At 67.1% G+C, this 21,886-nt stretch carries 21 protein-coding genes; 14 read left to right on the top strand and 7 right to left on the bottom strand.

Translation table 11 applies throughout. From position 1 onward, the window contains the following. The first annotated feature begins 23 nt into the window (after window positions 1–23). The 5 genes from C1737_RS22930 to phoU all read left to right on the top strand — a co-directional run bounded on the left by C1737_RS22930 (window position 24) and on the right by phoU (window position 5,930). Window positions 24–629 carry a TetR/AcrR family transcriptional regulator gene (locus tag C1737_RS22930; RefSeq protein ID WP_067921156.1) on the top strand — a complete coding sequence of 202 codons (606 nt, stop codon included), beginning with the start codon at window positions 24–26 and terminating at the stop codon, window positions 627–629. Between the two features lie 152 nt (window positions 630–781). Then, on the top strand, window positions 782–1,804 hold the full coding sequence (locus C1737_RS22925) for an acyl-ACP desaturase (protein WP_067921154.1): 1,023 nt from the start codon (window positions 782–784) through the stop codon (window positions 1,802–1,804). Window positions 1,805–1,809: 5 nt separating this feature from the next. Beyond that, window positions 1,810–2,943: a tRNA dihydrouridine synthase DusB gene (gene dusB / locus C1737_RS22920; protein ID WP_102419534.1), complete on the top strand. Its 1,134-nt coding sequence runs from the start codon at window positions 1,810–1,812 to the stop codon at window positions 2,941–2,943. A gap of 223 nt (window positions 2,944–3,166) precedes the next feature. Beyond that, the gene (locus C1737_RS22915) at window positions 3,167–5,203 is read left to right on the top strand and encodes an LCP family protein (RefSeq protein WP_102419533.1); all 2,037 of its coding nucleotides are present in this window, start codon (window positions 3,167–3,169) and stop codon (window positions 5,201–5,203) included. A gap of 58 nt (window positions 5,204–5,261) precedes the next feature. Beyond that, entirely contained in the window at window positions 5,262–5,930 is a 669-nt protein-coding gene (gene phoU, locus C1737_RS22910; RefSeq protein ID WP_067921148.1) for a phosphate signaling complex protein PhoU, read from the top strand. Window positions 5,931–5,946: 16 nt separating this feature from the next. Here the strand turns inward: phoU and pstB are convergent, their stop codons facing one another. The 6 genes from pstB to C1737_RS22880 form a co-directional block, all read right to left on the bottom strand. Beyond that, complete coding sequence (gene pstB, locus C1737_RS22905) at window positions 5,947–6,723, bottom strand: phosphate ABC transporter ATP-binding protein PstB (protein ID WP_067921146.1); 777 nt, start codon at window positions 6,721–6,723, stop codon at window positions 5,947–5,949. Between the two features lie 13 nt (window positions 6,724–6,736). Next, the gene (gene pstA / locus C1737_RS22900; RefSeq protein WP_068091886.1) at window positions 6,737–7,651 is read right to left on the bottom strand and encodes a phosphate ABC transporter permease PstA; all 915 of its coding nucleotides are present in this window, start codon (window positions 7,649–7,651) and stop codon (window positions 6,737–6,739) included. Next, window positions 7,648–8,679 (bottom strand): phosphate ABC transporter permease subunit PstC, encoded by a 1,032-nt coding sequence (gene pstC, locus C1737_RS22895; RefSeq protein WP_369807547.1) that lies wholly within the window; start codon window positions 8,677–8,679, stop codon window positions 7,648–7,650. Before pstC ends, pstA begins: the two co-directional genes overlap by 4 nt. A gap of 48 nt (window positions 8,680–8,727) precedes the next feature. After that, a complete protein-coding gene (pstS, locus tag C1737_RS22890) occupies window positions 8,728–9,852 on the bottom strand; it encodes a phosphate ABC transporter substrate-binding protein PstS (protein WP_233214809.1) in 1,125 nt (374 codons plus the stop codon). A gap of 166 nt (window positions 9,853–10,018) precedes the next feature. After that, complete coding sequence (gene mshD, locus C1737_RS22885; RefSeq protein WP_102419530.1) at window positions 10,019–10,930, bottom strand: mycothiol synthase; 912 nt, start codon at window positions 10,928–10,930, stop codon at window positions 10,019–10,021. Next, the gene (locus tag C1737_RS22880; protein WP_067921138.1) at window positions 10,927–11,712 is read right to left on the bottom strand and encodes a response regulator transcription factor; all 786 of its coding nucleotides are present in this window, start codon (window positions 11,710–11,712) and stop codon (window positions 10,927–10,929) included. The genes mshD and C1737_RS22880 overlap by 4 nt, the downstream gene beginning before the upstream one ends. A gap of 177 nt (window positions 11,713–11,889) precedes the next feature. On the opposite strand from C1737_RS22880, the gene lmeA reads away from it, so the two are divergent. The 8 genes from lmeA to C1737_RS22845 all read left to right on the top strand — a co-directional run bounded on the left by lmeA (window position 11,890) and on the right by C1737_RS22845 (window position 19,570). Then, a complete protein-coding gene (gene lmeA, locus C1737_RS22875; protein ID WP_102420082.1) occupies window positions 11,890–12,702 on the top strand; it encodes a mannan chain length control protein LmeA in 813 nt (270 codons plus the stop codon). Between the two features lie 80 nt (window positions 12,703–12,782). Continuing rightward, window positions 12,783–12,872 (top strand): Ms5788A family Cys-rich leader peptide, encoded by a 90-nt coding sequence (locus tag C1737_RS27555; protein ID WP_368730642.1) that lies wholly within the window; start codon window positions 12,783–12,785, stop codon window positions 12,870–12,872. A 111-nt stretch (window positions 12,873–12,983) separates the two neighbouring features. Further along, a complete protein-coding gene (locus tag C1737_RS22870) occupies window positions 12,984–13,460 on the top strand; it encodes a DUF4395 domain-containing protein (RefSeq protein ID WP_068091806.1) in 477 nt (158 codons plus the stop codon). A 35-nt stretch (window positions 13,461–13,495) separates the two neighbouring features. Further along, window positions 13,496–14,338 carry a sulfurtransferase gene (locus C1737_RS22865; RefSeq protein ID WP_068091809.1) on the top strand — a complete coding sequence of 281 codons (843 nt, stop codon included), beginning with the start codon at window positions 13,496–13,498 and terminating at the stop codon, window positions 14,336–14,338. Between the two features lies 1 nt (window position 14,339). Further along, the gene (locus C1737_RS22860; protein ID WP_068091811.1) at window positions 14,340–14,642 is read left to right on the top strand and encodes a DUF1416 domain-containing protein; all 303 of its coding nucleotides are present in this window, start codon (window positions 14,340–14,342) and stop codon (window positions 14,640–14,642) included. 144 nt (window positions 14,643–14,786) lie between these two features. After that, window positions 14,787–15,443, top strand: a complete 657-nt coding sequence (locus C1737_RS22855) for an FABP family protein (protein WP_067921130.1) — start codon at window positions 14,787–14,789, stop codon at window positions 15,441–15,443. A 75-nt stretch (window positions 15,444–15,518) separates the two neighbouring features. Beyond that, window positions 15,519–17,888, top strand: coding sequence for a hypothetical protein (locus C1737_RS22850; protein ID WP_102419529.1), 2,370 nt, complete (start codon window positions 15,519–15,521; stop codon window positions 17,886–17,888). 143 nt (window positions 17,889–18,031) lie between these two features. After that, window positions 18,032–19,570, top strand: coding sequence for a sensor domain-containing protein (locus C1737_RS22845; RefSeq protein WP_102419528.1), 1,539 nt, complete (start codon window positions 18,032–18,034; stop codon window positions 19,568–19,570). Window positions 19,571–19,812: 242 nt separating this feature from the next. On the opposite strand, the gene C1737_RS22840 is transcribed toward C1737_RS22845, so the two are convergent. After that, entirely contained in the window at window positions 19,813–20,685 is an 873-nt protein-coding gene (locus tag C1737_RS22840; RefSeq protein ID WP_102420081.1) for an aminodeoxychorismate lyase, read from the bottom strand. Window positions 20,686–20,783: 98 nt separating this feature from the next. Here C1737_RS22840 and C1737_RS22835 point away from each other — a divergent pair, with 98 nt between their 5' ends. Then, window positions 20,784–21,866, top strand: a complete 1,083-nt coding sequence (locus C1737_RS22835) for a folate-binding protein YgfZ (RefSeq protein ID WP_102419527.1) — start codon at window positions 20,784–20,786, stop codon at window positions 21,864–21,866. The last annotated feature ends 20 nt before the right edge of the window (window positions 21,867–21,886 follow it).

Raw genomic sequence — 21,886 nt, 5'->3', positions numbered from 1 at the left:
TCATTTTCAAGCTTAGGAGCGATGTGCAGTCCGGTCAACGACGGGGCCGTTGGACCGGCGTCCCCTTAGAGGATCGCCTCGCCCTCCGTCGCGACAACCTCATCGCCGCCGGCGTGCAATTGCTCGGCGGCGACATCCGACCGGCGCTGACGGTGCGTGCGGTGTGCCGCAAGGCCGCGCTGACCGAACGCTACTTCTACGAAAGCTTTTCGGACCGTGACGAGTTCGTGCGCGCGGTCTACGACGACGTGTGCACGCGCGCCATGACCACGCTCACGTCGGCGAATACCCCGCGGGACGCCGTCGAAAAGTTTGTCGAGCTGATGGTCGACGACCCGGTCCGCGGGCGTGTGCTGTTGCTGGCGCCGGCGGTCGAGCCGATACTGACCCGCTCGGGCGCCGAGTGGATGCCCAACTTCATCGAACTGCTGCAGCGCAAACTGTCCCGGATCGCCGATCCGGTGCTGCAGAAGATGATCGCCACCAGCCTGGTCGGCGGGCTGTCGAGCCTGTTCACCGCGTACCTGAACGGACAGCTCGGCGCGACGCGCAAACAGTTCATCGACTACTGCGTCAACATGCTCTACGTGACGGCGGCCCCGTACGTTCCCGCCCCCGACCTGGGGTAGCCCAACCACCTGTTTACCGGGCGCGCCATAGCGGCAAACCCCGAGAACGGTGGCATTTATCCTTTGCGCGGCGCGCGGCGAGGCAGCTTGATGCTACTGATGTACACAGATATATTGACTGCTACCCGTCGACACAGATAACTGGAGGCCGTATGTCAGCCGAGCTGACAAACCTACAGCTGCTACATGAGCTCGAACCGGTGGTCGAGAAGTGCCTCAACCGGCACGAGAGCATGCACAAGGACTGGAACCCGCACGACTACATCCCGTGGTCGGACGGCAAGAACTTCTACGCGCTGGGCGGGCAGGACTGGCATCCCGAGGAGAGCAAGCTCTCCGACCTCGCCCAGGTGGCGATGGTGCAGAACCTGATGACAGAAGACAACCTGCCGTCATACCACCGCGAGATTGCGATGAACTTCGGCCTGGATGGCGCCTGGGGCCAGTGGGTCAACCGGTGGACCGCCGAGGAGAACCGACACGGGATCGCGTTGCGCGACTACCTGGTCGTGACCCGCGCGGTCGACCCGGTCGAGCTGGAGAAGCTGCGCATCGAGGTGGTCAACCGGGGCTTCAGCCCGGGCCAGAACCAACAGGTGCGGGCCGATCTGTTCGCCGAGAGCCTGTTCGACTCTGTCATCTACGTGACGTTCCAGGAGCTGGCCACCCGGATCTCGCACCGCAACACGGGCAAGGCCTGCAACGAGACTGTCGCCGACCAGCTGCTGGCCAAGATCTCGGCCGACGAGAACCTGCACATGATCTTCTACCGCGATGTCAGCGAGGCCGGGTTTGAGATTGCACCTAATCAGGCGATGAAAGAGCTACACAAGGTGCTGCGCAATTTCCAGATGCCTGGCTATCAGGTCCCCGAGTTCCGGCGTAAGGCCGTGTTCATCGCCGTCGGGGGGGTCTATGACCCCCGCATCCACCTCGAAGACGTGGTCATGCCGGTGCTGAAGAAGTGGCGCATCTTCGAGCGCGAGGACTTCACCGGTGAGGCGGCGGCGATGCGTGACGACCTCGCACTGCTGATCAAGGAACTCGAGCAGGCCTGCGACAAGTTCGAGATATCCAAGCAACGCCAGCTCGATCGGGAGGCCCGCACCGGCAAGCGGACCACCGCATTCGAGCTGCACCAGACCGCCGGCAAACTGGCTATGAGCCGCCGGTAGCGGCCTTGCGCATCGGTCCGATCACGCTCGCCAGCCCGGTGGTGCTGGCCCCGATGGCAGGCGTGACCAACGTTGCATTCCGCACGCTGTGCCGAGAGCTGGAGCAATCCAAGGTCGGCACGGTCAGCGGGCTGTACGTCTGTGAGATGGTGACGGCGCGCGCGCTCGTCGAACGCCACCCGGTCACCATGCACATGACGACGTTCGCGCCGGACGAGTCACCGCGCTCGCTGCAGCTGTACACCGTCGATCCGGCGACCACGTACGCGGCCGCCAAGATGATCGCCGATGAGGGCCTGGCCGACCACATCGACATGAACTTCGGCTGCCCGGTGCCCAAGGTCACCAAGCGTGGCGGCGGGGCGGCGTTGCCGTACAAGCGACGACTGTTCGGCCAGATCGTGGCGGCGGCCGTACGCGCGACCGAAGGCTCCGGAATTCCGGTGACCGTCAAGTTCCGCGTCGGCATCGACGACGAGCACCACACGCACCTCGACGCCGGCCGCATCGCCGAAGCCGAAGGCGCCGCCGCGGTCGCGCTGCACGCCCGCACGGCCGCGCAGCGCTACTCCGGCACCGCCGATTGGGAGCAGATCGCCCTGCTCAAGCAGCACGTGCGGACGATCCCGGTGCTGGGCAACGGCGACATCTACGACGCCAGCGACGCCCTGACGATGATGGCCACCACCGGATGCGACGGCGTTGTGATCGGCCGCGGCTGCCTGGGCCGGCCCTGGCTTTTCGCCGAACTCTCGGCCGCGTTCACCGACAGCCCGGCCCCCACCCCGCCCACGCTGGGCGAGGTCGCCGACATCGTCCGCCGGCACGGCCAGTTGCTGGCCGCGCACTTCGGCGAGGACAAAGGCATGCGCGACATCCGCAAGCACATCGGCTGGTACCTGCACGGTTTTCCGGCCGGATCCGAGTTGCGCCGGGCGCTGGCGATGGTCAAGACGCTGCGCGAACTCGATTCGCTGCTAAGCCAATTGGACGGCACGGTCCCCTTCCCGGACGCGGCCAGCGGCCCACGCGGCCGACAGGGCTCCCCGGCACGGGTGTCGCTGCCCGAAGGCTGGCTGACCGACCCCGACGACTGCACCGTTCCGGCCGGCGCCGACGTGATGCACTCCGGCGGCTGACCGACCGCTCGAAATCGCATCCGGGCCGATAACTCAGTACGATGTGGACCTTGCCGCAGTGCGCGTTCCTGGGGCGGGTCGGTAACGCGCCGCCGCCTGGGCGCGACAAAGGGGTGCGACCCCCGGGTGGCACGAGCCGCAGCGCTGACAACGTCAGGCACTGGGACGTCACCGCGCACGGACGGGCTGAGATCCGCATCAGAGCTTCGGAGGCCGGTAGGACATGAGTGACGCCGAGGGCGACGCCACTCCCGACACTCGGCGCACGGCGCTGGGCGCCGCCCCGTGGGAACGGTTCTCGGAGCCGCCGTCCGACTACAGCCTTCATTTGTGGCAGCCCGACATCACCATCGAACCCGTCGAACGCGTCGAGCCTCGAGCGGCCGGTGATGAGGGATCCGGATGCCACACGGGTGGCGGCGTCAGCGTCGCCGATCTGATCGCGAAACTCGGTGCCCCATCGACGGGCCGGTCCACTCACCGCCGTGCGGAGCCGGAGGTCGAATCCGCCGAGGCCGACTCGGAGCTGCCGGTCGAGCTGAGGGAAACCCAGGTGATCGAGGACCTGGCCTACTCACTCGATCTGGTCACGGAGCTCCCCGACCTCGGGGCCAACGACCACCAAAACGGCGGCGGGTCCGCATCCGACGGGGCTACCGGCGCTGACGAGCGCAACGCGCGGCACCGGCGCCGGCCGATGCTGCTGGCCGGGCGGTCGGTCGCGGCCCTGCTCGCCGTGCTCGCCATCGCCATGACCGGCGGCGCGTGGCAATGGAGCACGTCGAAGAACGCCCGGCTCAACACCATCAGCGCGCTCGACCCGCAATCGGACGACATCCGCGACCGCAACGGACAGTACGGGGACGAAGACTTCTTGATCGTCGGCCTCGATTCGCGCGCCGGGGACAACGCCAACATGGGCGCCGGAAGCACCGACGACGCCGACGGCGCCCGTTCGGACACCGTGATGCTGGTCAACATTCCCGCCAACCGCAAGCGCGTGGTCGCCGTGTCCTTCCCGCGCGACCTGGCGATCACCCCGATGCAATGCGAGGCGTGGAACCCGAACACGGGTAAGTACGGGCCCCTCTACGACGAGAAGACCAAGACCTGGGGTCCGAAGATGGTCTACACCGAGACCAAGCTGAACTCAGCGTTCGCCTTTGGCGGCCCGAAATGTCTGGTGAAGGAAATCCAGAAGCTGTCCGGTCTGAGCATCAACCGCTTCATCGCCGTCGACTTCGCCGGGTTCGCCAAGATGGTCGACGCCCTGGGCGGTGTCGAGGTCTGCTCGAAAACCGCGCTGCACGACTACGAGCTGGGCACGGTCCTCGAACACGGCGGCCGTCAGGTGCTGGACGGCCCGACCGCGCTGAACTATGTGCGAGCCCGGCAGGTCACCACCGAAACGAACGGGGACTACGGCCGCATCAAACGCCAGCAGCTGTTCTTGTCGTCGCTGCTGCGGTCGTTGATCTCCGAGGACACGTTGCTCGACCTCAACAAGCTCAACAACGTCGTCAACATGTTCATCAGCGACACCGTCGTCGACAACGTGCAGTCGAAGGATCTGATCCAACTCGGACAGTCGCTGCAGGGGATGGCGGCCGGACACGTCACGTTCGTGACGGTGCCGACCGGCATCACCGACCAGAACGGCGACGAGCCGCCGCGGATGAGCGATATGCGGGCGCTGTTCGACGCCATCATCAACGACGATCCGCTACCCGAGGAAAACGACCAGAACGCAAAGAATCTCGGGCCCTCCGACGACAAATCGGCGCAGGCCAAGGCGCCCGCCACCAAGCAGGCGCCGGCCCCCGCGCCGGCTCCCGAGGCTCGACACGAGCAGGTCACCACCACCGCGCCGGGCGACGTCACGGTGCGGGTCTCCAACGCCACGACGCAAAGCGGCCTCGCGGCCACCGCCACCAGCCAGCTCAAGCGGGACGGCTTCAACGTGATGACGCCGGACGACTATCCGAGTGCGGTGAACACGACGACGGTGTTGTTCTCGCCCGGCAACGAGCAGGCCGCGGCGACCGTGGCCTCGTCGTTCGCCAATGCGAAAGTCCAGCGGGTCTCCGGCTATGGACAGGTCGTTCAGGTGGTGCTCGGTCCCGACTTCAAGACGGTCGCCACACCCCAGCCGAGCGGCTCGTCGATCAGCTTGCAGATCGAACGCGGCTCCGGCAGCACCCCGGCCAAGCTGCCCGAAGACCTGACCGTCACCAACGCCGCCGACACCACCTGCGAATAACCGCATTTGGTGCCGCTGCGCCGCCCTTTTCTGGCGCCGAGAACGTAGGCTTGACGATATGCGGACCGCCTACCATGAGCAGCTCTCGGAGTTGTCCGAGCGGCTCGGCGAGATGTGCGGGCTGGCGGGCATCGCCATGGAGCGGGCCACCCAGGCCTTGCTGCAAGCGGATCTGGTGCTGGCTGAACAGGTGATCTCGGATCACGAGAAGATCGCCACGCTGAGCGCCCAGGCCGAAGAAAGCGCGTTCGTGCTGCTGGCGTTGCAGGCGCCGGTCGCCGGTGATCTGAGGTCGATCGTGAGCGCCATTCAGATGGTGGCCGACATCGACCGGATGGGAGCGCTGGCCCTGCACGTCGCGAAGATCGCCCGCCGCCGGCACCCCCAACACGCGCTGCCAGAGGAAGTCAACGGCTACTTCGCCGAAATGGGCAGAGTCGCAGTCGAATTGGGCAACAGCGCGCAAGAGGTGGTGATGTCGCGCGACCCGGAGAAAGCCGCCCGGATCCGCGAAGAGGACGACGCGATGGACGACCTGCACCGCCACCTGTTCTCGGTGCTGATGGACCGCGAATGGAAGTACGGTGTGGCGGCCGCCGTCGACGTGACGCTGCTGGGCCGGTTCTACGAGCGATTCGCCGACCACGCCGTCGAAGTGGCGAAGCGGGTCATCTTCCAGGCGACCGGCAAACTGCCCGACGAGGAAGCCAACCCCGCCTCGCAGTGAGCAAAGGCACGTACAGCTAGCCGAAGCGGCCGGAGATGTAGTCCTCGGTCGCCTTCTGGCTGGGGTTGGAGAAGATCTTCTCCGTGTCGTCGACCTCGACCAACCGCCCCGGCTTTCCGACGGCTTCCAGGTTGAAGAAGGCCGTGTAGTCGCTGACCCGGGCCGCCTGCTGCATGTTGTGGGTGACGATGACGATGGTGTAGTCCTGCTTGAGCTCGCTGATCAGCTCCTCGATGGCCATCGTCGAGATCGGGTCCAGCGCGGAGCACGGCTCGTCCATCAGCAGCACATCGGGTTGCACGGCGATCGCCCGCGCGATGCACAGGCGCTGCTGCTGGCCCCCGGACAGGCCGCCGCCGGGCCTGTCCATCCGGTCTTTGACCTCGTCCCACAGGTTGGCGCCGCGCAGCGAGTATTCGGCCGTCTCGTCGAGCACCTTGCGATTGCGCACGCCCTGCAGCTTCAAACCGGCTACCACGTTGTCGCGAATCGACATGGCGGGGAACGGGTTCGGCCGCTGGAACACCATCCCGATCGCCCGGCGCACCCCGACCGGGTCCACCCCGGCACCGTAGATGTCCTCGTCGTCGAGGAGCACGCTGCCCTCGACCCGGCCGCCGGGCACCACCTCATGCATCCTGTTCAGCGTGCGCAGCACCGTCGTCTTCCCACAACCCGACGGGCCGATGAACGCCGTCACACTGCGGGGGAGGATCGACAGCGTCACATCCGCCACCGCGTGAAACGAACCGTAGTAGATGTTGACGGCTTTGAGGTCCAACCGCTTGGCCACTTAGTGCTCCTGCCTATGACTTGTTGGCGCCAGCGAATTTCGCTAGTACTCGGGCCCCGATGTTGATGGTGGCGATCACCAGGATGAGGGTTAGGGCGGCACCCCACAACCGATCCGTGGGGACGGGGTTGACGCCGGCACCGGCACTGGTCTGGTTGTACATCATGCCAGGTAGCGTTCCCATGAACCCGCTGAAGATGTCGAAGTTCATCGACTGCGCATAGCCGACGAGGACCAGCAGCGGCGCCGTCTCGCCCATCACCCTGGCCACCGCCAGCATGATGCCGGTGATGATGCCGGAGATCCCGGTGGGGAGCACGACGCTGACGATCGTCTTCCACTTCGTGATGCCCAGCGCGTAACTCGCCTCACGAAGATCCAGCGGGACGATCCGCAGCATCTCCTCGGTGGCTCGCACGATCACCGGAAGCATCAACAGGACCAGCGCGAGGGACACCGCGAGCTCCGAGCGTGGAAGACCCAGCGTCGCCACGAACAGCGCGTAGACGAACAGGGCCGCCACGATTGAGGGCACCCCACTGAGGATGTCCACCATGAACGTGGCCAGCCTGCCCAGCGGGGTACCGCCCCCGTATTCGGCGAGATAGATGCCGAGCATCAGGCCGATCGGGATGGCGATCAGCGCGCATACCGATCCCTGCAACACCGTGCCCACGATCGCGTGATACGCGCCACCGCCGGCCACGAAGGCGGTCATCCCCGCCTGCGAGTGCGTCCACCAAGCGGTCGACGCGACGGCCGCGAAGCCCTTGGCGATCACCGAGTGCAACACCAACAGCAAGGGCGTCACCGCGATCGCCATCGACAGCGAAACCAGCGCCAAGGCAAGGCGATCAGTGACCCGGCGGCGCCGGCTCGGCCGGGAGAACGTGCGCGGCTTGAGCGGGCGGTCCAGCATCGAGGTCATCGGCCGCCCCATCTGAGTCCGGCGGCGGCGCCACGGGCCAGTGCGTCGACCACGAAGGTGAGCACGAAGAGCGCCAGCCCCGCGGCGATGTACGCGCCGGCCTTGTACTGGTCGTTGAATTGGGCAGCCGCCCCCGCGATTTTGGTGGCGACGGTGGAGCCGCCGTCGAACAGCGACCAACCAAAGGCCGCCTGGGTTCCCCGCAAGATGATCAGCAACGCGACCGTCTCCCCCAAGGCGCGACCGAGCCCCAGGACGGCCGCGCTGATGTATCCCGACCAACCGAAGGGCAGCACGATGGTCTTGACCACTTCCCAGCGGGTGGCGCCGAGCGCCAGCGCCGCCTCGACCTGCTCGTGCGGCGTCTGGATGAACACCTCGCGGGTGACCGCGGTGATGATCGGCAGGATCATCACCGCCAGGACCACGCCGCCCGTGAAAACGGTGCCGCCACCGGCGACCGACGCGTCCCCATCGGCGAACAGGAAGCACCAGCCCAGGGAGCGGTTCAGCCAGGTGGCCAACGGCCGCAGCTGCGGTGCCAGCACGTATAGGCCCCACGCGCCGTAGACGATCGAGGGCACTCCGGCCAGCAGGTCAACGGCGTAGGCCAACGGGCCCGCGGCGCGCCGCGGCGAGTACTGCGTGATGAAGATGGCGACGCCCAGCGCGACGGGCATAGCCAGGATCAACGCGAACGCCGACACGAACAGCGTGACCTTCAGCAAATCGGAGATGCCGAAGTGCATCGCCGACGTGTCGGTGGTGACCCAGTTGCCGCCGTAGCTGAAGAAGCTCTCCCGGTCGCGTTGCAAGGCCGGTATCGCGCGCAGCAACAGGAATCCGCCGATCGCCGCGATCACGACCACGATCAAGACGCCGGAGCCCTTGGCGAGCCAACGGAAAGCACGATCCCCGACCTGCGGACGCCCGTCTCCCCACGGGCTGATCGGTATCAGCGGCGCCTCCGGAAACGGTGCGGCGACGGTCACGCCCGAACCGGCGTCGAAGGGGTTCGGCGTGGTCACCGTGATCCCGGCACGATTCTGCCGCTCCTTGAGTCCGGGGCAACCTGGTTACTGCAGCGCATCGATCGCGGCGGCCAGCCGCACTTTGACCTTATCGGGCAGCGGCACATAGCCGGCCGAGGGAAGATCGGTCTGCCCGCTGCCCGCGGCCACCGTGAGGAACGACTTGATCGCTCCGGAGGTGTCGGGGTCGGAGCCTTTCGAACACACGATCTCGTACGTCGCCAGCACCAGCGGGTAGGCGCCCGGCTCCTGGGAGCTGTACATGGAGTTGAGGTCGAGCACCAGGTCGTTGCCGTCGGCCAGGAAATTCGCCGCCTTCACGGCGTTGGCCGCCGTGTCGTTGGTGAGCGGGACGACGACGCCCTTGTTGTTGGCGATTCGGGCGTAGGGGACGGCGCCCTGGTCGGCGAACCCCTTCTCGACGTATCCGATGGCTCCGGAGGTGGCCCGCACCACCTGGACGACCCCGGCCGACTTCGTGGCGCCCTCGCCGACCCCGCCCTGAAACTCGGTGCCCACGCCTTTGGTCCAGCTCTGCGGTGCGGCGGCCGTCAGATACTTCTGCAGATTGTCGGTGGTCCCCGACGAATCCGTACGGTAGATCGGCGTGATCCTGGTGTCGGGCAGCACCACCCCGGGATTGAGCGCCGCCAGGATCGGGTCGTTCCAGGCCGTGATCCGTCCGCTGAAGATCTTGGCCAACGCATCGCTGCTCACCACCAGCGCGGGGACTCCGGCCAGGTTGTAGACCAAGGCGATCGGCCCGAACACCAGCGGCAAGTCCCACGCCGGGTTGCCGTCGCAGCGCGCGGCGGCCGGACCGATCTGGTCCGCGGCCAGCGGGGAGTCGGCCCCGGCGAAGTCGACATGGCCGGCGATGAACTGCTCACGCCCGGCACCGGAACCAGTCGGGTTGTATGCCACGCTCTTGCCCGGGCAGTACTGCCCCCAGACCTGGTTGAACAGCGCCATGGCGTTTTGTTGGGCCGTCGATCCTTCCGCCGTGAGCTTGTTCTTACCGCTACATCCCGCCGTACCCGTCGGCCCGGAAACGGCCGCCGGCGATGCGCCGCGCCGGTTCTGATCGCTGCCACAAGCCGTCATGGCGACCGCCGCGAGAGTCACCACCCCCAGCGCCGCCAGCGCCCTGCCTCCCCTGTCGAGCCTCACCGCTCCCGCTCCCTGACCATTCGGACCCGCGTGTGCGCCGCCGGCCATCTCCCAAGAAGTTGCCGGGTCACGGCGAAAATATGCTCCGACGCAGCCCGCGGCACCCGTTGAGTAGCAAGCGCAGGTGAACGGCAGGGGGTATCGGACCCGCCGCCCGCGTGTTCGGTCACTCGGGAGCGACGGCGTAGGCGGTGTCCACGCTGTAGGTGCTGAAGCCCAAGCGCTGGTAGGTGCGCACGGCGGCGACGTTGTCCGACTCCACATAGAGCAGCACGGTCGGGTCGGCGGAGCCGGCCAGCCGCCGCGCCAACGACTCGATCCCGACGGCCGTCAAGGTCTGCCCGATCCCGCGGCCCTGCGCCGACGGGTCGACGCCGACGACATACACCTCCCCCAGGCCGGGCTGATCGAGATGCACCTTGGTCCAGTGGAAGCCCAGCAGCGTGCCCCTCTGACCGGTGTCGGAGTCGTCGAACGCCAGGAACAGACCGGCCGGGTCGAACCACGGTTCGTTGCGCCGCTCGGCCAGCTGGACCTCGGTCCAGCCGCCCTGTTCGGGATGGCTGGCGAAGGCAGCGTTGTTCACGCGCAACAGCTCCGCGTCATCGGTGGTGCCCGCGTAGGTGCGGATCCGCACGCCGGGCACGGGGCGCACCAAGCCGTGGATGTCGCGCAACGACCGTCGCATCTGCAGCAGTTCACGCACGGGAACCAGACCCATCGCGGAGGCCGTCGCCCTGGCCGACTCGAGGGTGCCGTGTGCCCAGAACCGGTTGCGCCCCGCGGTCTCCGCCAACGCCGAGCGCACCAGCGCGGTCCCGAGTCCATGCCGCCGGACCCGGGGGTGCACCACCAGTTCGGCCATTCCGGCGTCGGCGTCGCGCGTGAGGTTGAGGTAGCCGACGACCCCGTCGGTCTCGGTGATGAGCAGATGCCCGGTGCGGTCGTGCGCGAGCTCGCGCAGCACTTGCTCTCCGACCGGGGCCACCCCGTCGAATGCCGTGGCCGCCGTGACCAGTTCACGCACTTGCCGCTGCTCGTCCGCGGTCAGCGTCGAGCGCCAGGCCGGCGCGGTCACTGACTGCGCAGGGCGTCGCCCAGAGGCTCTCGCAGGCCCTCGGAACCGGGCTCGACGTCGTCGGCGCCCTCGGCGTCCTCATCCTCAGCGGGGTCCGCGATCGGCGTGCGCCCGCGTGCCGGCCGGACGGCCTTGTATCCGACGTTGCGGACGGTGCCGATCAACGCCTCGTATTCGGGGCCGAGTTTGGCGCGCAGCCGACGCACGTGCACGTCGACCGTGCGCGTGCCGCCGAAGAAGTCGTATCCCCACACCTCGTGGAGCAGCTGAGCGCGGGTGAAGACGCGGCCGGCGTGTTGGGCCAGATACTTCAGCAACTCGAACTCTTTGTAGGTCAGGTCGAGCGGGCGGCCCCGCAGTCTGGCCGTGTAGGTGCCCTCGTCGATCACCAGCTCGCCCAGGCTGACTTTGCCGGCGCTCTCCTGGTCGGCGAGCCCGCCGCGACGACCGACCACCAACCGCAGTCTGGCGTCGATCTCGGCGGGCCCGGTGCTGGGCAGCAGGATCTCGTCCAGCCCCCAGTCGGCACTGACCGCCACCAGGCCGCCTTCGCTGACCACAGCCAGGACGGGGACCGACCGTCCCGCGGTGCTCAACAGTCGGCAGAGGCCGCGCGCCGACGACAGGTCGGTGCGTGCGTCGACCAGTACCGCGTCCGCCGTCCCCGCCTCGAGCAAGGACGACGGCTCCGCCGGCGCCGTCCGGACGGTGTGGGGAAGCAGCGATAGCGACGGCAGGACCGGGTCGGGATGCAGCTCGGAAGTCAGCAGTAATAGCTCCAACTAGCCCCTCCAGCTCGGGGGAACGGCATCTTCACAATTCGCAACGCAACGACGCGTTAGTTGCCAGGTCATCTAACGATAACTTGCCACCTGCCATTATTGCGTGCTGACGATGGCACTGTGAGCCCCGCCACCGTGGCGGTCCGCCGCACGGCGGGCGCCGGGTTACGCCACAATGTGCGGGTGCGCAAGGTCCTGATCGGGGTGGCGGCCGCGGCGGCCGCGATCGCCGTGGTCGCACTCGGCACCGTGGCCGTCGATTACGGAAGCAGCATCTATGCCGAATACCGGCTCTCGTGCAGCGTCCGCAAGGCGGCCAACCTGAGGTCGGACCCGTTCGTCGCCATCGTGGCTTTCCCGTTCCTCCCCCAGGCGATGCGCGACCGCTACAACCAGGTGGAGATCAAGGCCAACGCCGTCGACCACGCGACGGTCGGTAAGGCCACGCTGGAAGCCACGATGTACTCCGTCGACCTGACCCACTCGTCCTGGCTGATCGGGCCCGACGCGAAACTGCCGGTCGGCAAGCTGGAGAGTCGGATCATCATCGGCTCGACGCACCTGGGCCGGTACCTGGGCATCAGCGATTTGATGGTCGAGGCGCCGCCGAAGGAAACCAACACCGCCACCGGCGGCGTCACCGCGTCGGGCATCTCCGACAGCCACGGCCTGGTGTTCAGCGGCACCCCGCACTCGGCCGACTTCGAGCACCGGGTCAGCGTCTCGGTGGACCTTTCCATCGCCCCGGACGATGAAGCGACGCTGGTGATCGCGCCGACGGGCATTCTCACCGGGCCGGACACCGCGGACCAGGCCGTGCCGGACGACAAGCGGGACGCGGTGCTGCGCGCCTTCACCGCCAGGGTGCCCAACCAGCGGCTTCCGTTCGGAGTGGCACCGAAGACCGAGGGGGCGCGCGGCTCCGACGTCATCATCGAGGGCATCAGCTACGGAGTTACCGTCAACCTCGACGGGTTCAAGCAGTCCTGAGCCCGCCACCGCCCGAAGCGTGCGGTGCCGGCGAGCGCCACTGATTTGATCGTTCCCCGTCATTCGGTAAGCTTGCCGACGTGCTAGCCCGCCTCGAGCCGTTGCTCACCCAACGCCGCGCAGTCGATCTGTGCCGCACCGCGGGCTGTTGCTGTCGCTGTAGCTGCTGAGTCGCGCGCCTTCGCGTAGCACTCGGAGCAGCCCGGAACGTTGCCGTGGCCTGACTCCCGTCGTTCGTTCCCAAAAGCAGATAAGCAACAGGCGTATCCAGGAGTAGTACCGTGCCGAGCACCAACACCAACACCAACACCCAGCCAGACACCGTCGACGTGCGGGGCCCCAGGTTCGCCGCCTGGGTTACCACCGCAGTCCTGGTGATAGCGCTCGCCGTATCCGCCGCCAGCCCGCCGGCGGCGGCGGCAATTCTCGGCGTGCAGGCCATCGTCTTCGCCGTCGGCGCCGTCGGCGGCCCACGCAAGCACCCTTATGGGCGAATATTCGCCACCGTGGTGGCGCCCCGGCTGGGCCCCGTGACGGAGCGCGAACCGGTCGCGCCCCTGAAGTTCGCCCAGCTCGTCGGCCTGCTCTTCGCGCTTGCGGGTGTCGCCGCCTTCGCCGCGGGAGCGTTCGTGATCGGCGTCATCGCCACCGCAGGAGCGCTCGTCGCCGCCTTCCTCAATGCGGCCTTCGGCATCTGCCTGGGCTGCCAGCTCTACCCCTTGGTCGCGCGTTTCCGAGCTGCCGGGCGCGCCTCATGACCCGTTCATAGCAAGCGATCGAAAGGATCCCCCGCATGGCACGCTCCGACGTCCTGGTCTCCGCGGACTGGGCCGAGAGCCATCTCAGCAATGCTCAGGCCGCCGGTGTCGTCTTCGTCGAAGTCGACGAGGACACCAGCGCATACGACACCGGCCACATTCCCGGCGCGATCAGGCTCGACTGGCGTTCCGACCTGCAGGACCCGGTCAAGCGGGACTTCGTCGACGCTCAGCAATTCTCCAAGCTGCTCAGCGAACGCGGCGTCTCCAATGACGACACGGTGATCCTCTACGGCGGCAACAACAACTGGTTCGCCGCCTACGCCTACTGGTATTTCAAGCTGTACGGCCACGAGAAGGTCAAGCTGCTCGACGGCGGCCGCAAGAAGTGGGAACTCGACGGGCGGGCGCTGTCCGCCGAAGCGGTCAGCAGGCCGGCCACCTCCTACACCGCCGCCGCGCCGGACAACAGCATCCGGGCGTTCCGCGACGAGGTGATCGCCGCCATCAACGTCAAGAACCTGGTCGACGTGCGCTCCCCCGACGAATTCTCCGGCAAGATCCTGGCGCCGGCGCATCTGCCGCAGGAGCAGAGCCAGCGGCCCGGCCACGTTCCGGGAGCGATCAACGTGCCGTGGAGCAGGGCCGCCAATGAGGACGGCACCTTCAAGTCCGACGAGGAGCTGGCCAAGCTGTACGCCGACGCGGGCCTGGACGGCACCAAGGAGACGATCGCGTACTGCCGCATCGGGGAGCGCTCGTCGCACACCTGGTTCGTGCTCCGGGAATTACTCGGCCACAAAAACGTCAAGAACTACGACGGAAGTTGGACGGAATACGGCTCCCTGGTGGGTGCCCCGATTGAGTTGGGAAGCTGATATGTGCTCTGCCCCGAAACAAGGAGTGACGTTGCCCGCCAGCGTCGACTTGGAGAAGGAAACGGTGATCACCGGCCGGGTCGTGGACAGCGACGGCCAGGCGGTGGGTGGCGCGTTCGTCCGCTTGCTCGACTCCTCGGACGAGTTCACGGCCGAGGTCGTCGCGTCGGCCACCGGCGACTTCCGGTTCTTCGCGGCACCCGGGTCGTGGACGCTGCGCGCCTTGTCGTCGGCCGGTAACGGCAACGCCGTGGTGACCCCGTCGGGTGCGGGCATCCACGAGGTGGACGTCAAGATCGCCTGAGACCCCCGCTGCCCCGACGCGATCTCGCGGGGCGAATAGACTTGTCCCCGTGGTGCTGTTCTTCGAGATCATGCTGGTCGCCTCGGTCGTGGTGATCTCATGGTTTGCGCTGTACACGCTGTACCGGCTGATCACTGACGAATCGTGATTTCTGACGAACCGTTGAGTTCTGGAAGCTCCGGCGATCGCGCGGTGGCCGCCGCCGCCGAGCGCGCCAAGCTGACCGCCGGCCGCAACATCCCCGCCTTCGACGACCTGCCGCTTCCGGCCGACACCGCCAACCTGCGCGAAGGCGCCAACCTGCACGACGCATTGCTGGCGCTGCTGCCACTGGTCGGTGTGTGGCGCGGACACGGCGAGGGCCGTGGACACGACGGGGATTACCGGTTCGGCCAGCAGATCGTGGTCTCGCACGACGGCGGCGACTACCTGAATTGGGAATCCCGGTCGTGGCGGCTCAACGACACCGGCGAGTACCAGGAACACGGGTTGCGGGAGACGGGCTTCTGGCGCTTCGTCAGCGATCCCGACGACCCCAGCGAATCGCAGGCCATCGAGTTGTTGCTCGCCCATTCGGCCGGATACGTCGAGCTGTTCTACGGCAGGCCGCGCACCCAGTCGTCGTGGGAGCTGGTGACCGATGCACTGGCCCGCAGCCGATCGGGCGTGTTGGTCGGTGGCGCGAAGCGGCTGTACGGCATCGTCGAGGGCGGCGATCTGGCCTACGTCGAGGAGCGAGTGGACGCGGACGGCGGCCTGGTTCCCCATCTTTCGGCGCGGCTCTCGCGCTACGCGGGGTAGCCGGCCAGCTCATTCACCCTCCAAGCGGCCGTCTCCGGTGTCATCATGTGCGTGCAACCACGAGGAGGTCGGCGGATGCGTCGTAGTGTGACGACGTCCCCTCCTGCCCGCCGCATCGCGTCCGTCATCGGCCTGCTTCTCCTCGGCTATCTGTGCCTTTTGGCGCTACGGCCGTCGAGCAGGGACGCATTGCCGGCGTGGTTGAGGTGGTTCGGTCAGCCCGGCTCGGGACCGACGCTGTTGGTGACCTTGGCGATCCTGGCGTTTTTCGTCATGGCGTTCCGATCGACCGGCGGCGGCCGCGCGACAGGTATCTCGTTCACGGTGATCGCCGCCCTGATCAGTTTGACCGCCGTACTCGGCCTCAGCTCCTATTGGTCTTGCCACGATGCGAACCATCCGGCGCTGTTCACACCGCTGATGGCGACCGCCTCGTTGGTCAAGGGCAGCACCGGTGATTTCTCACTGAGCGGGCAGCCGTGCCCGACGCCCACGCCGATCGCCTTGGAGGTGGCGCGGGTGACCGCCCTCGCCGCGATCTTCACTGGATTGGGTGGCGTTGTTATCGCGGCCTTTCGGTCCCAAGTGGACCGATTACGGGCGAACCTCGCAGACTCCGTCACCGTCGTCGTGGGCATCGACGACGACACCCAGGCAATGATCAGCGGGATCGCGGAGACGTTGGACCGAGGCAACACCTTGGTGGTGATCACCAACGCGGGTGACGACCACGTACAGCGGGCCCGCAGGCAGGGTGCCCGAGTGGTGCTGGTCGATTTCAACACGCCGTCCACCCTGGTGTCGCTGCGGCTGTGGCGCCACCTCGCACGGCTCTACCTGATGGCGCCGGACCCGGCGATCAATCTGTTGTGGCTTGACATGATCGGTCGTCGGCTCGCCGAGGTCGGCCACAAGCAGCGGTTGCCGCTGATCGTGCGCATGGACGATCCGTGGCTGGCCGAAGCGTGGCGCGCTCAGCAATTCGGGGGCTCGGACACCCGGTGGGCTGCCGATGTGGTCGGCAAGTACGAGGTGACCGCCGGCAGGCTCCTCGACAGTATCATCGACGCGCAGAACATTCGGCGGGTATTCGTTTGCGGCACTTCGCAATTAACCCTGGCGTTGTGCGCGGACCTGACCCGACGCGCCCTCGAGCGTGACTTCTATACCCCCCCAGATGCGGTGCCGTTGCCGGCGCTCACCCTCGTCGAACGCGACGCCGACGACTACTTGCGGGATCACGACTTTCATCGCCAGCAGGCCGGCTTCATGTCGGATGGACCGGTCATCGATGCGGTACCGGAGGCACCAACGGTGCCCACCATGTTGCGTTTGATCGGTGATGCCGACCCTGAGACCACCGCCGTGATTCTGGTCAACGCGCAGGCGGCGATGGCAAGTAGGCTGGCTGCGCGCCTCCCCGAGATGCCGGTTTACGCATCGGATCTCAACACCAACCTCGCTGATGACACGATCCAGGTCGTGGGAAGGCTGCAGTCCTACTCGCTGGTGCTCGACAGTCGTGAGGGCCGAGTCCAGGACGCTTGGGAGCGTGCGGCGCGGCTGATTCACGAACGCTATGTCTCGACGATCGACCCGGGGGGGCCGCGGTCCCCGGCCGCGATGCCATGGGCCGACCTCAACGAGTTCTACCGCGGGTCCAATCGACGCCAGGTACGCAACGCCTTATGGATGGTGGAAAACATCGCGGGGCACACCTGGAACACGTGGGGCAGCCCACCGGCGCAGCTCTCCGGGAACGACATGGTGGGATTGCCGCCATTGGAGCAGCTTGCTCTGATGGGCTTCGACCGGGATTCCGCGATGAGCATGGCGCGCGCCGAGCACGAGGACTGGTGTCGCTATTACCGCCGCAACGGCTGGAAATACGGTTCGCCTCGAGATGATTCACGAAAGATCCATGACAAGCTGGTCGACTGGTCGGTGGTGGAAAGCACGCCGGAGTTGCTCAATGCCGCGGTGCGGAGCTTGGCCGGTACTTTGTGGAGCCTGCGCCAGCTGGGCTTCCGGTCGCGCCCGATGTGGCAGTCCTTCACTCGGGTCGGGACGGTCAGCGCAGAACAACGAGACGCCCCGTGGACGTGGACGTCGGACTCCGGGCACACCATGCGCGCCGACGCCGGCGACTGGGCGCTGCAGGAAGACGGGAAGATCTGGTCCGTGCGCGACGCCATTTTCCGCGACACGTATGAACCGGCAGGCGACGGGAAATGGCAACGCAAGGGCTGCGTTCAAGCGCGGCCCGCGCACGCCGGTGAAACGGTCAACACCCTGGAGGGCCCGACCGTCGCCGCCGAGGGCGATTGGATCGTACGCGGGCAGGCCGGCGAACAATGGCCCGTTCCCGCCGAGGAATTCGCGCGGCGCTACACCGAATTCCGTCCCGCCCAAGAAAGCCACCTTCTGGATGGCGACGAGCGATAAGCGTTGAAGGCGCATTCGACTCGAACGGCGCCGAATTGGCCATCCCGAAAGCGTCTAACACTGATACGGTATCGGCGCATGTGAAAGGTCGCATGCGGGCTATGGCCAATTTGGTTCGCTCGGCCTCACCTTAGGAGACTGTGATGGCGCTGTTTGTCAGCTACTCGAGCCAGGACAGGTCAACGGTCGATGCCCTGGCGGCCGCCCTTCGGCGCGCCCAACAGCAAGTGTGGTTCGACCAAGAGCTGGGCGGCGGCGACTCCTGGTGGGCCAAGATCCTCGAGCAGATCCGTGCCTGCGACCTGTTCCTCGTCGCCCTCTCAAGCAACTGGTTACAGTCCAAACCCAGTCAGTCCGAGCTGCGCTACGCGCAGGCTTTGAACAAGCCGATCCTTCCGGTTCGCATCGGCGACATAGGCAGCATGCGCGTGAATCCGCTTGCCGCATTGCAGATCATCGACTACCGCAACCCGACCGTCGACGCCGGCATTCAGCTCGTCACCGCCGTGCATTCGCTCACCGCCAAACCGCATCCCTTGCCCGACCCGCTGCCCGACGAGCCGCCCGTGCCGTTCGGCTACATAACACGGTTGGGCAACATGCTCGCCGAGAAAGAACTCAGCCCTCAGCAGCAGCTCCAATTGTTGGTCGAACTCAGATCCGGACTCGATGAGGACGGCGACGACCCGAGCGCCCGCAGCGACATCGCCCAACTGTTGCGGATGATGCGTCTGCGCCACGACGTCACCTACCGCACCCGAAACGACATCGACAACGTGCTGGCGTCCATCGACTCTGACCAGAAAGGCTCGCCGGCAACACCCGACAAGGCGCAGGCGCCGAAGACCTCCTCGGAAGGCGGGGCCACGGCGACAACACCGGGCGCATCAACCGTCCCTGCCGCGGCCGGCGGCGGTTCCAAGACGCGGCTGATCATCATCGGCGGAGCCGCGCTCGCGGTCGTCGTCGCGATCGTGGTGGCGGTGGTCGTCATGAGCCAGGGATCAACTTCGAGGAAGACGTCGGCCGGGGCGCGTGCTGCGGCGCCGGGCGCCGGCACGGGAGCACCCGCGCAGGGAGCGCCCGGGCAGGCGGCGCCCGGGCAAACGGCGCCGGCGCCGGCGCCGAACGCGCGGCTGGACTCGATATTGCTCGACGCGCAGCAGGTGACCACCATTATGGCAGCGCCACAAACCATGGAAGTCGCGAGCAGCGAGACGACCTCGCGGTTACGGCCGGACGAGAACTTGTCAAACCCGGCTTGCTTCGCCGCGTTCGATCCGATTCGGCAGTCCGGCTACGCGGGATTCACCCCGACGGGAGTCAGCGGGCAAGGCTTGGATACGGCGGACAGCAGCTACCGCGTCTACCAAGCCGCGGTCAGCTTCAAAAGCGCAGCGGAAGCCCACGACTTCCTGACAGCATCGACCCAAAAATGGAAGGCTTGCAACGGCTTAACCGTTCGGTTCAATAACAAGGCCAACTGGACCTTCGGAAACGTCGTCGAGGCTCCGTCGAGAATTACCCTGTCGCGCAAGCCGGGGGATCCCAGCCGCGCATCCTGCGAGCGTGTGCTGAACGCGGTATCTGATGTTGTGCTCGACGTCATGGCCTGCGAAGTGGGCATTCAGGACCAAGGAGGTCAGATCAGCGACGCGCTGGCCGCCAAGGTGAGCCAGTAACTGTGTTAGACATGGAGCGGCCCCCGAGCGTGGTTACCGGTTGGACACACCGGAAGCTCGGGGGCCGGGTGGCTACGGGGAATTCGCCAGCGCGCGTATATCGCCGGCTCTTCGAAAGCCACTGCTGCTAGCGCGCAGCCACCTCACATGTCCATGAAGCTATCAATTTCGCGGACCACCTCCTTCCTTGTGTACGGCCGACCGTACCCGCGATTCCGCGAGGCGACAACACAATTCAGCGCTCAGCGATCGCTGACGATCGCGGAGTCGATCAACGCGGCGAATTCCGCCGCCATCGGCGACCGAGCCAGTGGACGACCGTCGAGCGTGTGCACGCGCGCCGCCAGCGTCATGCTCGAGACCAACCAGAGTCCTTGCGCGGCATGCAGATCGGCGAGCCGCAGCGCGCGATAGTCGCAGTCGTACCCCTTGGCCCGCGCCACTTCGAAGAGGGCCTGCTGCGTGGTGCCCCGCAAAATCGGATACCACGGCGGAGGCGTCAGCAGGCACAGGTTCCCGCCTCCCGGTGTTTCGGCATCGGTCGCGATCACCACGGTCGACCGCGGGCCCTCCAGGATGTAACCGTCCGAGCTGACGAAGATCACGTCGCCGGCGCCCTGCCGGGCGGCATGACGCAAGGCGGCCATGTTCACCGCGTAGGACAGCGTCTTCGCCCCGGCCAGCAGCCACGGCATCGCCCCGGTACCGGCGGCGGCCAGCCCGCGGTCCAACGTCACCGCGGCCAGGCCTTCGCGCCGAACCGCCGTCACCCGTTCGGGGACAGCGGTGATCATCACGTAGGCGGTCGGCGCCGTGCCGCTCTCCCGGCCGCGGCTATAGATCAGCCGCATCGCGCCTTCGTCAGCGGTGTTCGCCGCCCACTGCCCGGTGGCCAGGCCGATCGCGTTGCGCCAGGCGGGCAGGTCGGGCTCGGGCAGATCCATCAGCCTGGCCGACTGGGTCAGCCGCTGCAGATGGGACTCGACCAGGCAGGGCCTGCCGTCGCGGACCAACAGCGTCTCGAAGATGCCGTCGCCGCGGACCGTCGCCAGGTCGTCGGCGTGCAGCAGCGGCACATCGGGCGGATGGATCGCGCCGTCCAGCGTGACGATCACACCCATCTGGCCTGCCATGGGGATAAAGCGTAGCCGCGGGCCTGAAGCCGGCCGCACGCTCGTCGGACGGGTCGCGCAACGGTCCGTAGAGTTGACGTGTGTCTGCAGTACCCGCACCCGAGACCGGTCCCGACGCGGGCGCCACTTGGCATTACGGCGACCCGCTGGGCGAGCAGCGCGCCGCGGAAACCGGCGCGATAGTGGTGGATCGCTCGCACCGCGCCGTGCTCACCCTGACCGGTAGTGACCGCCAGAAGTGGCTGCACAGCATCTCCACCCAGCACGTCAGCGACCTTCCCGAGGGCGCCAGCACGCAGAACCTGAGCCTCGACGGCCAGGGCCGCGTCGAGGACCACTGGATCCAGACCGAACTCGGCGGCACCACCTACCTCGACACCGAACCGTGGCGGGGCGAGCCGCTGCTGGCCTACCTGCGCAAGATGGTCTTCTGGTCGGACGTCGCCCCGGCCGCCGCCGACATGGCCGTGCTTTCGCTGCTGGGTCCGCGACTGGCCGACCGGGCGGTGCTCGACGTGCTCGGCCTGGACGCCCTGCCCGCCGAGCTGACGGCGGTTGCGCTGGCCGGCGGTGGCTTTGTGCGCCGGATGCCCGGCGCCCCCGCCGGGCAGATCGAACTCGACCTGCTGGTCCCCCGTGCGGACTCCGCCGGCTGGCGGGAACGTCTGGTGCAGGCGGGCCTGCGGCCCGCGGGGGTTTGGGCCTACGAAGCCCACCGGGTGGTGGCGCTGCGGCCGCGACTGGGCGTCGACACCGACGAGCGCACGATTCCGCACGAGGTCGGGTGGATCGGCAGCGCCGTTCACTTGGACAAGGGCTGTTACCGGGGACAAGAGACCGTCGCCCGCGTGCACAACCTCGGTAGACCGCCCCGCATGCTCGTGCTGTTGCACCTCGACGGCTCGGTCGAGCGTCCCTCGACGGGTGACCCGGTGCTGGCCGGAGGTCGCGCCATCGGCCGCCTCGGCACCGTGGTGGATCACGTAGACCTCGGGCCCGTGGCCCTGGCGCTGCTGAAGCGCGGGGTGCCGGCCGACACCGAATTGGCGACCGGCCCGCAGGGCGCGGTGGCCGCGGTGATCGATGCCGATTCGCTGCCGGCGACGGAACAGATCGGTGCGGGACGCCTGGCCATTGAACGGTTGCGGGGCGGTGCGAGATAATCGTCGATGAAGTCCGCCAC

Source organism: Mycobacterium sp. 4858 (assembly GCF_900240975.1).
Taxonomy (GTDB): domain Bacteria; phylum Actinomycetota; class Actinomycetes; order Mycobacteriales; family Mycobacteriaceae; genus Mycobacterium.
Note: the sequence above shows the minus strand (reverse complement) of the source record. Positions and strands in the feature narration are given on the sequence as shown.

Excerpts from the sequence above, each read along its gene's own strand:
- C1737_RS22925 (WP_067921154.1), top strand. The coding sequence starts at position 782 with ATGTCAGCCGAGCTGACAAACCTACAGCTGCTACATGAGCTCGAACCG.
- C1737_RS22915 (WP_102419533.1), top strand. The coding sequence starts at position 3,167 with ATGAGTGACGCCGAGGGCGACGCCACTCCCGACACTCGGCGCACGGCG.
- phoU (WP_067921148.1), top strand. The coding sequence starts at position 5,262 with ATGCGGACCGCCTACCATGAGCAGCTCTCGGAGTTGTCCGAGCGGCTC.
- pstA (WP_068091886.1), bottom strand. The coding sequence starts at position 7,651 with ATGACCTCGATGCTGGACCGCCCGCTCAAGCCGCGCACGTTCTCCCGG.
- C1737_RS22865 (WP_068091809.1), top strand. The coding sequence starts at position 13,496 with ATGGCACGCTCCGACGTCCTGGTCTCCGCGGACTGGGCCGAGAGCCAT.
- C1737_RS22860 (WP_068091811.1), top strand. The coding sequence starts at position 14,340 with ATGTGCTCTGCCCCGAAACAAGGAGTGACGTTGCCCGCCAGCGTCGAC.
- C1737_RS22850 (WP_102419529.1), top strand. The coding sequence starts at position 15,519 with ATGCGTCGTAGTGTGACGACGTCCCCTCCTGCCCGCCGCATCGCGTCC.
- C1737_RS22845 (WP_102419528.1), top strand. The coding sequence starts at position 18,032 with ATGGCGCTGTTTGTCAGCTACTCGAGCCAGGACAGGTCAACGGTCGAT.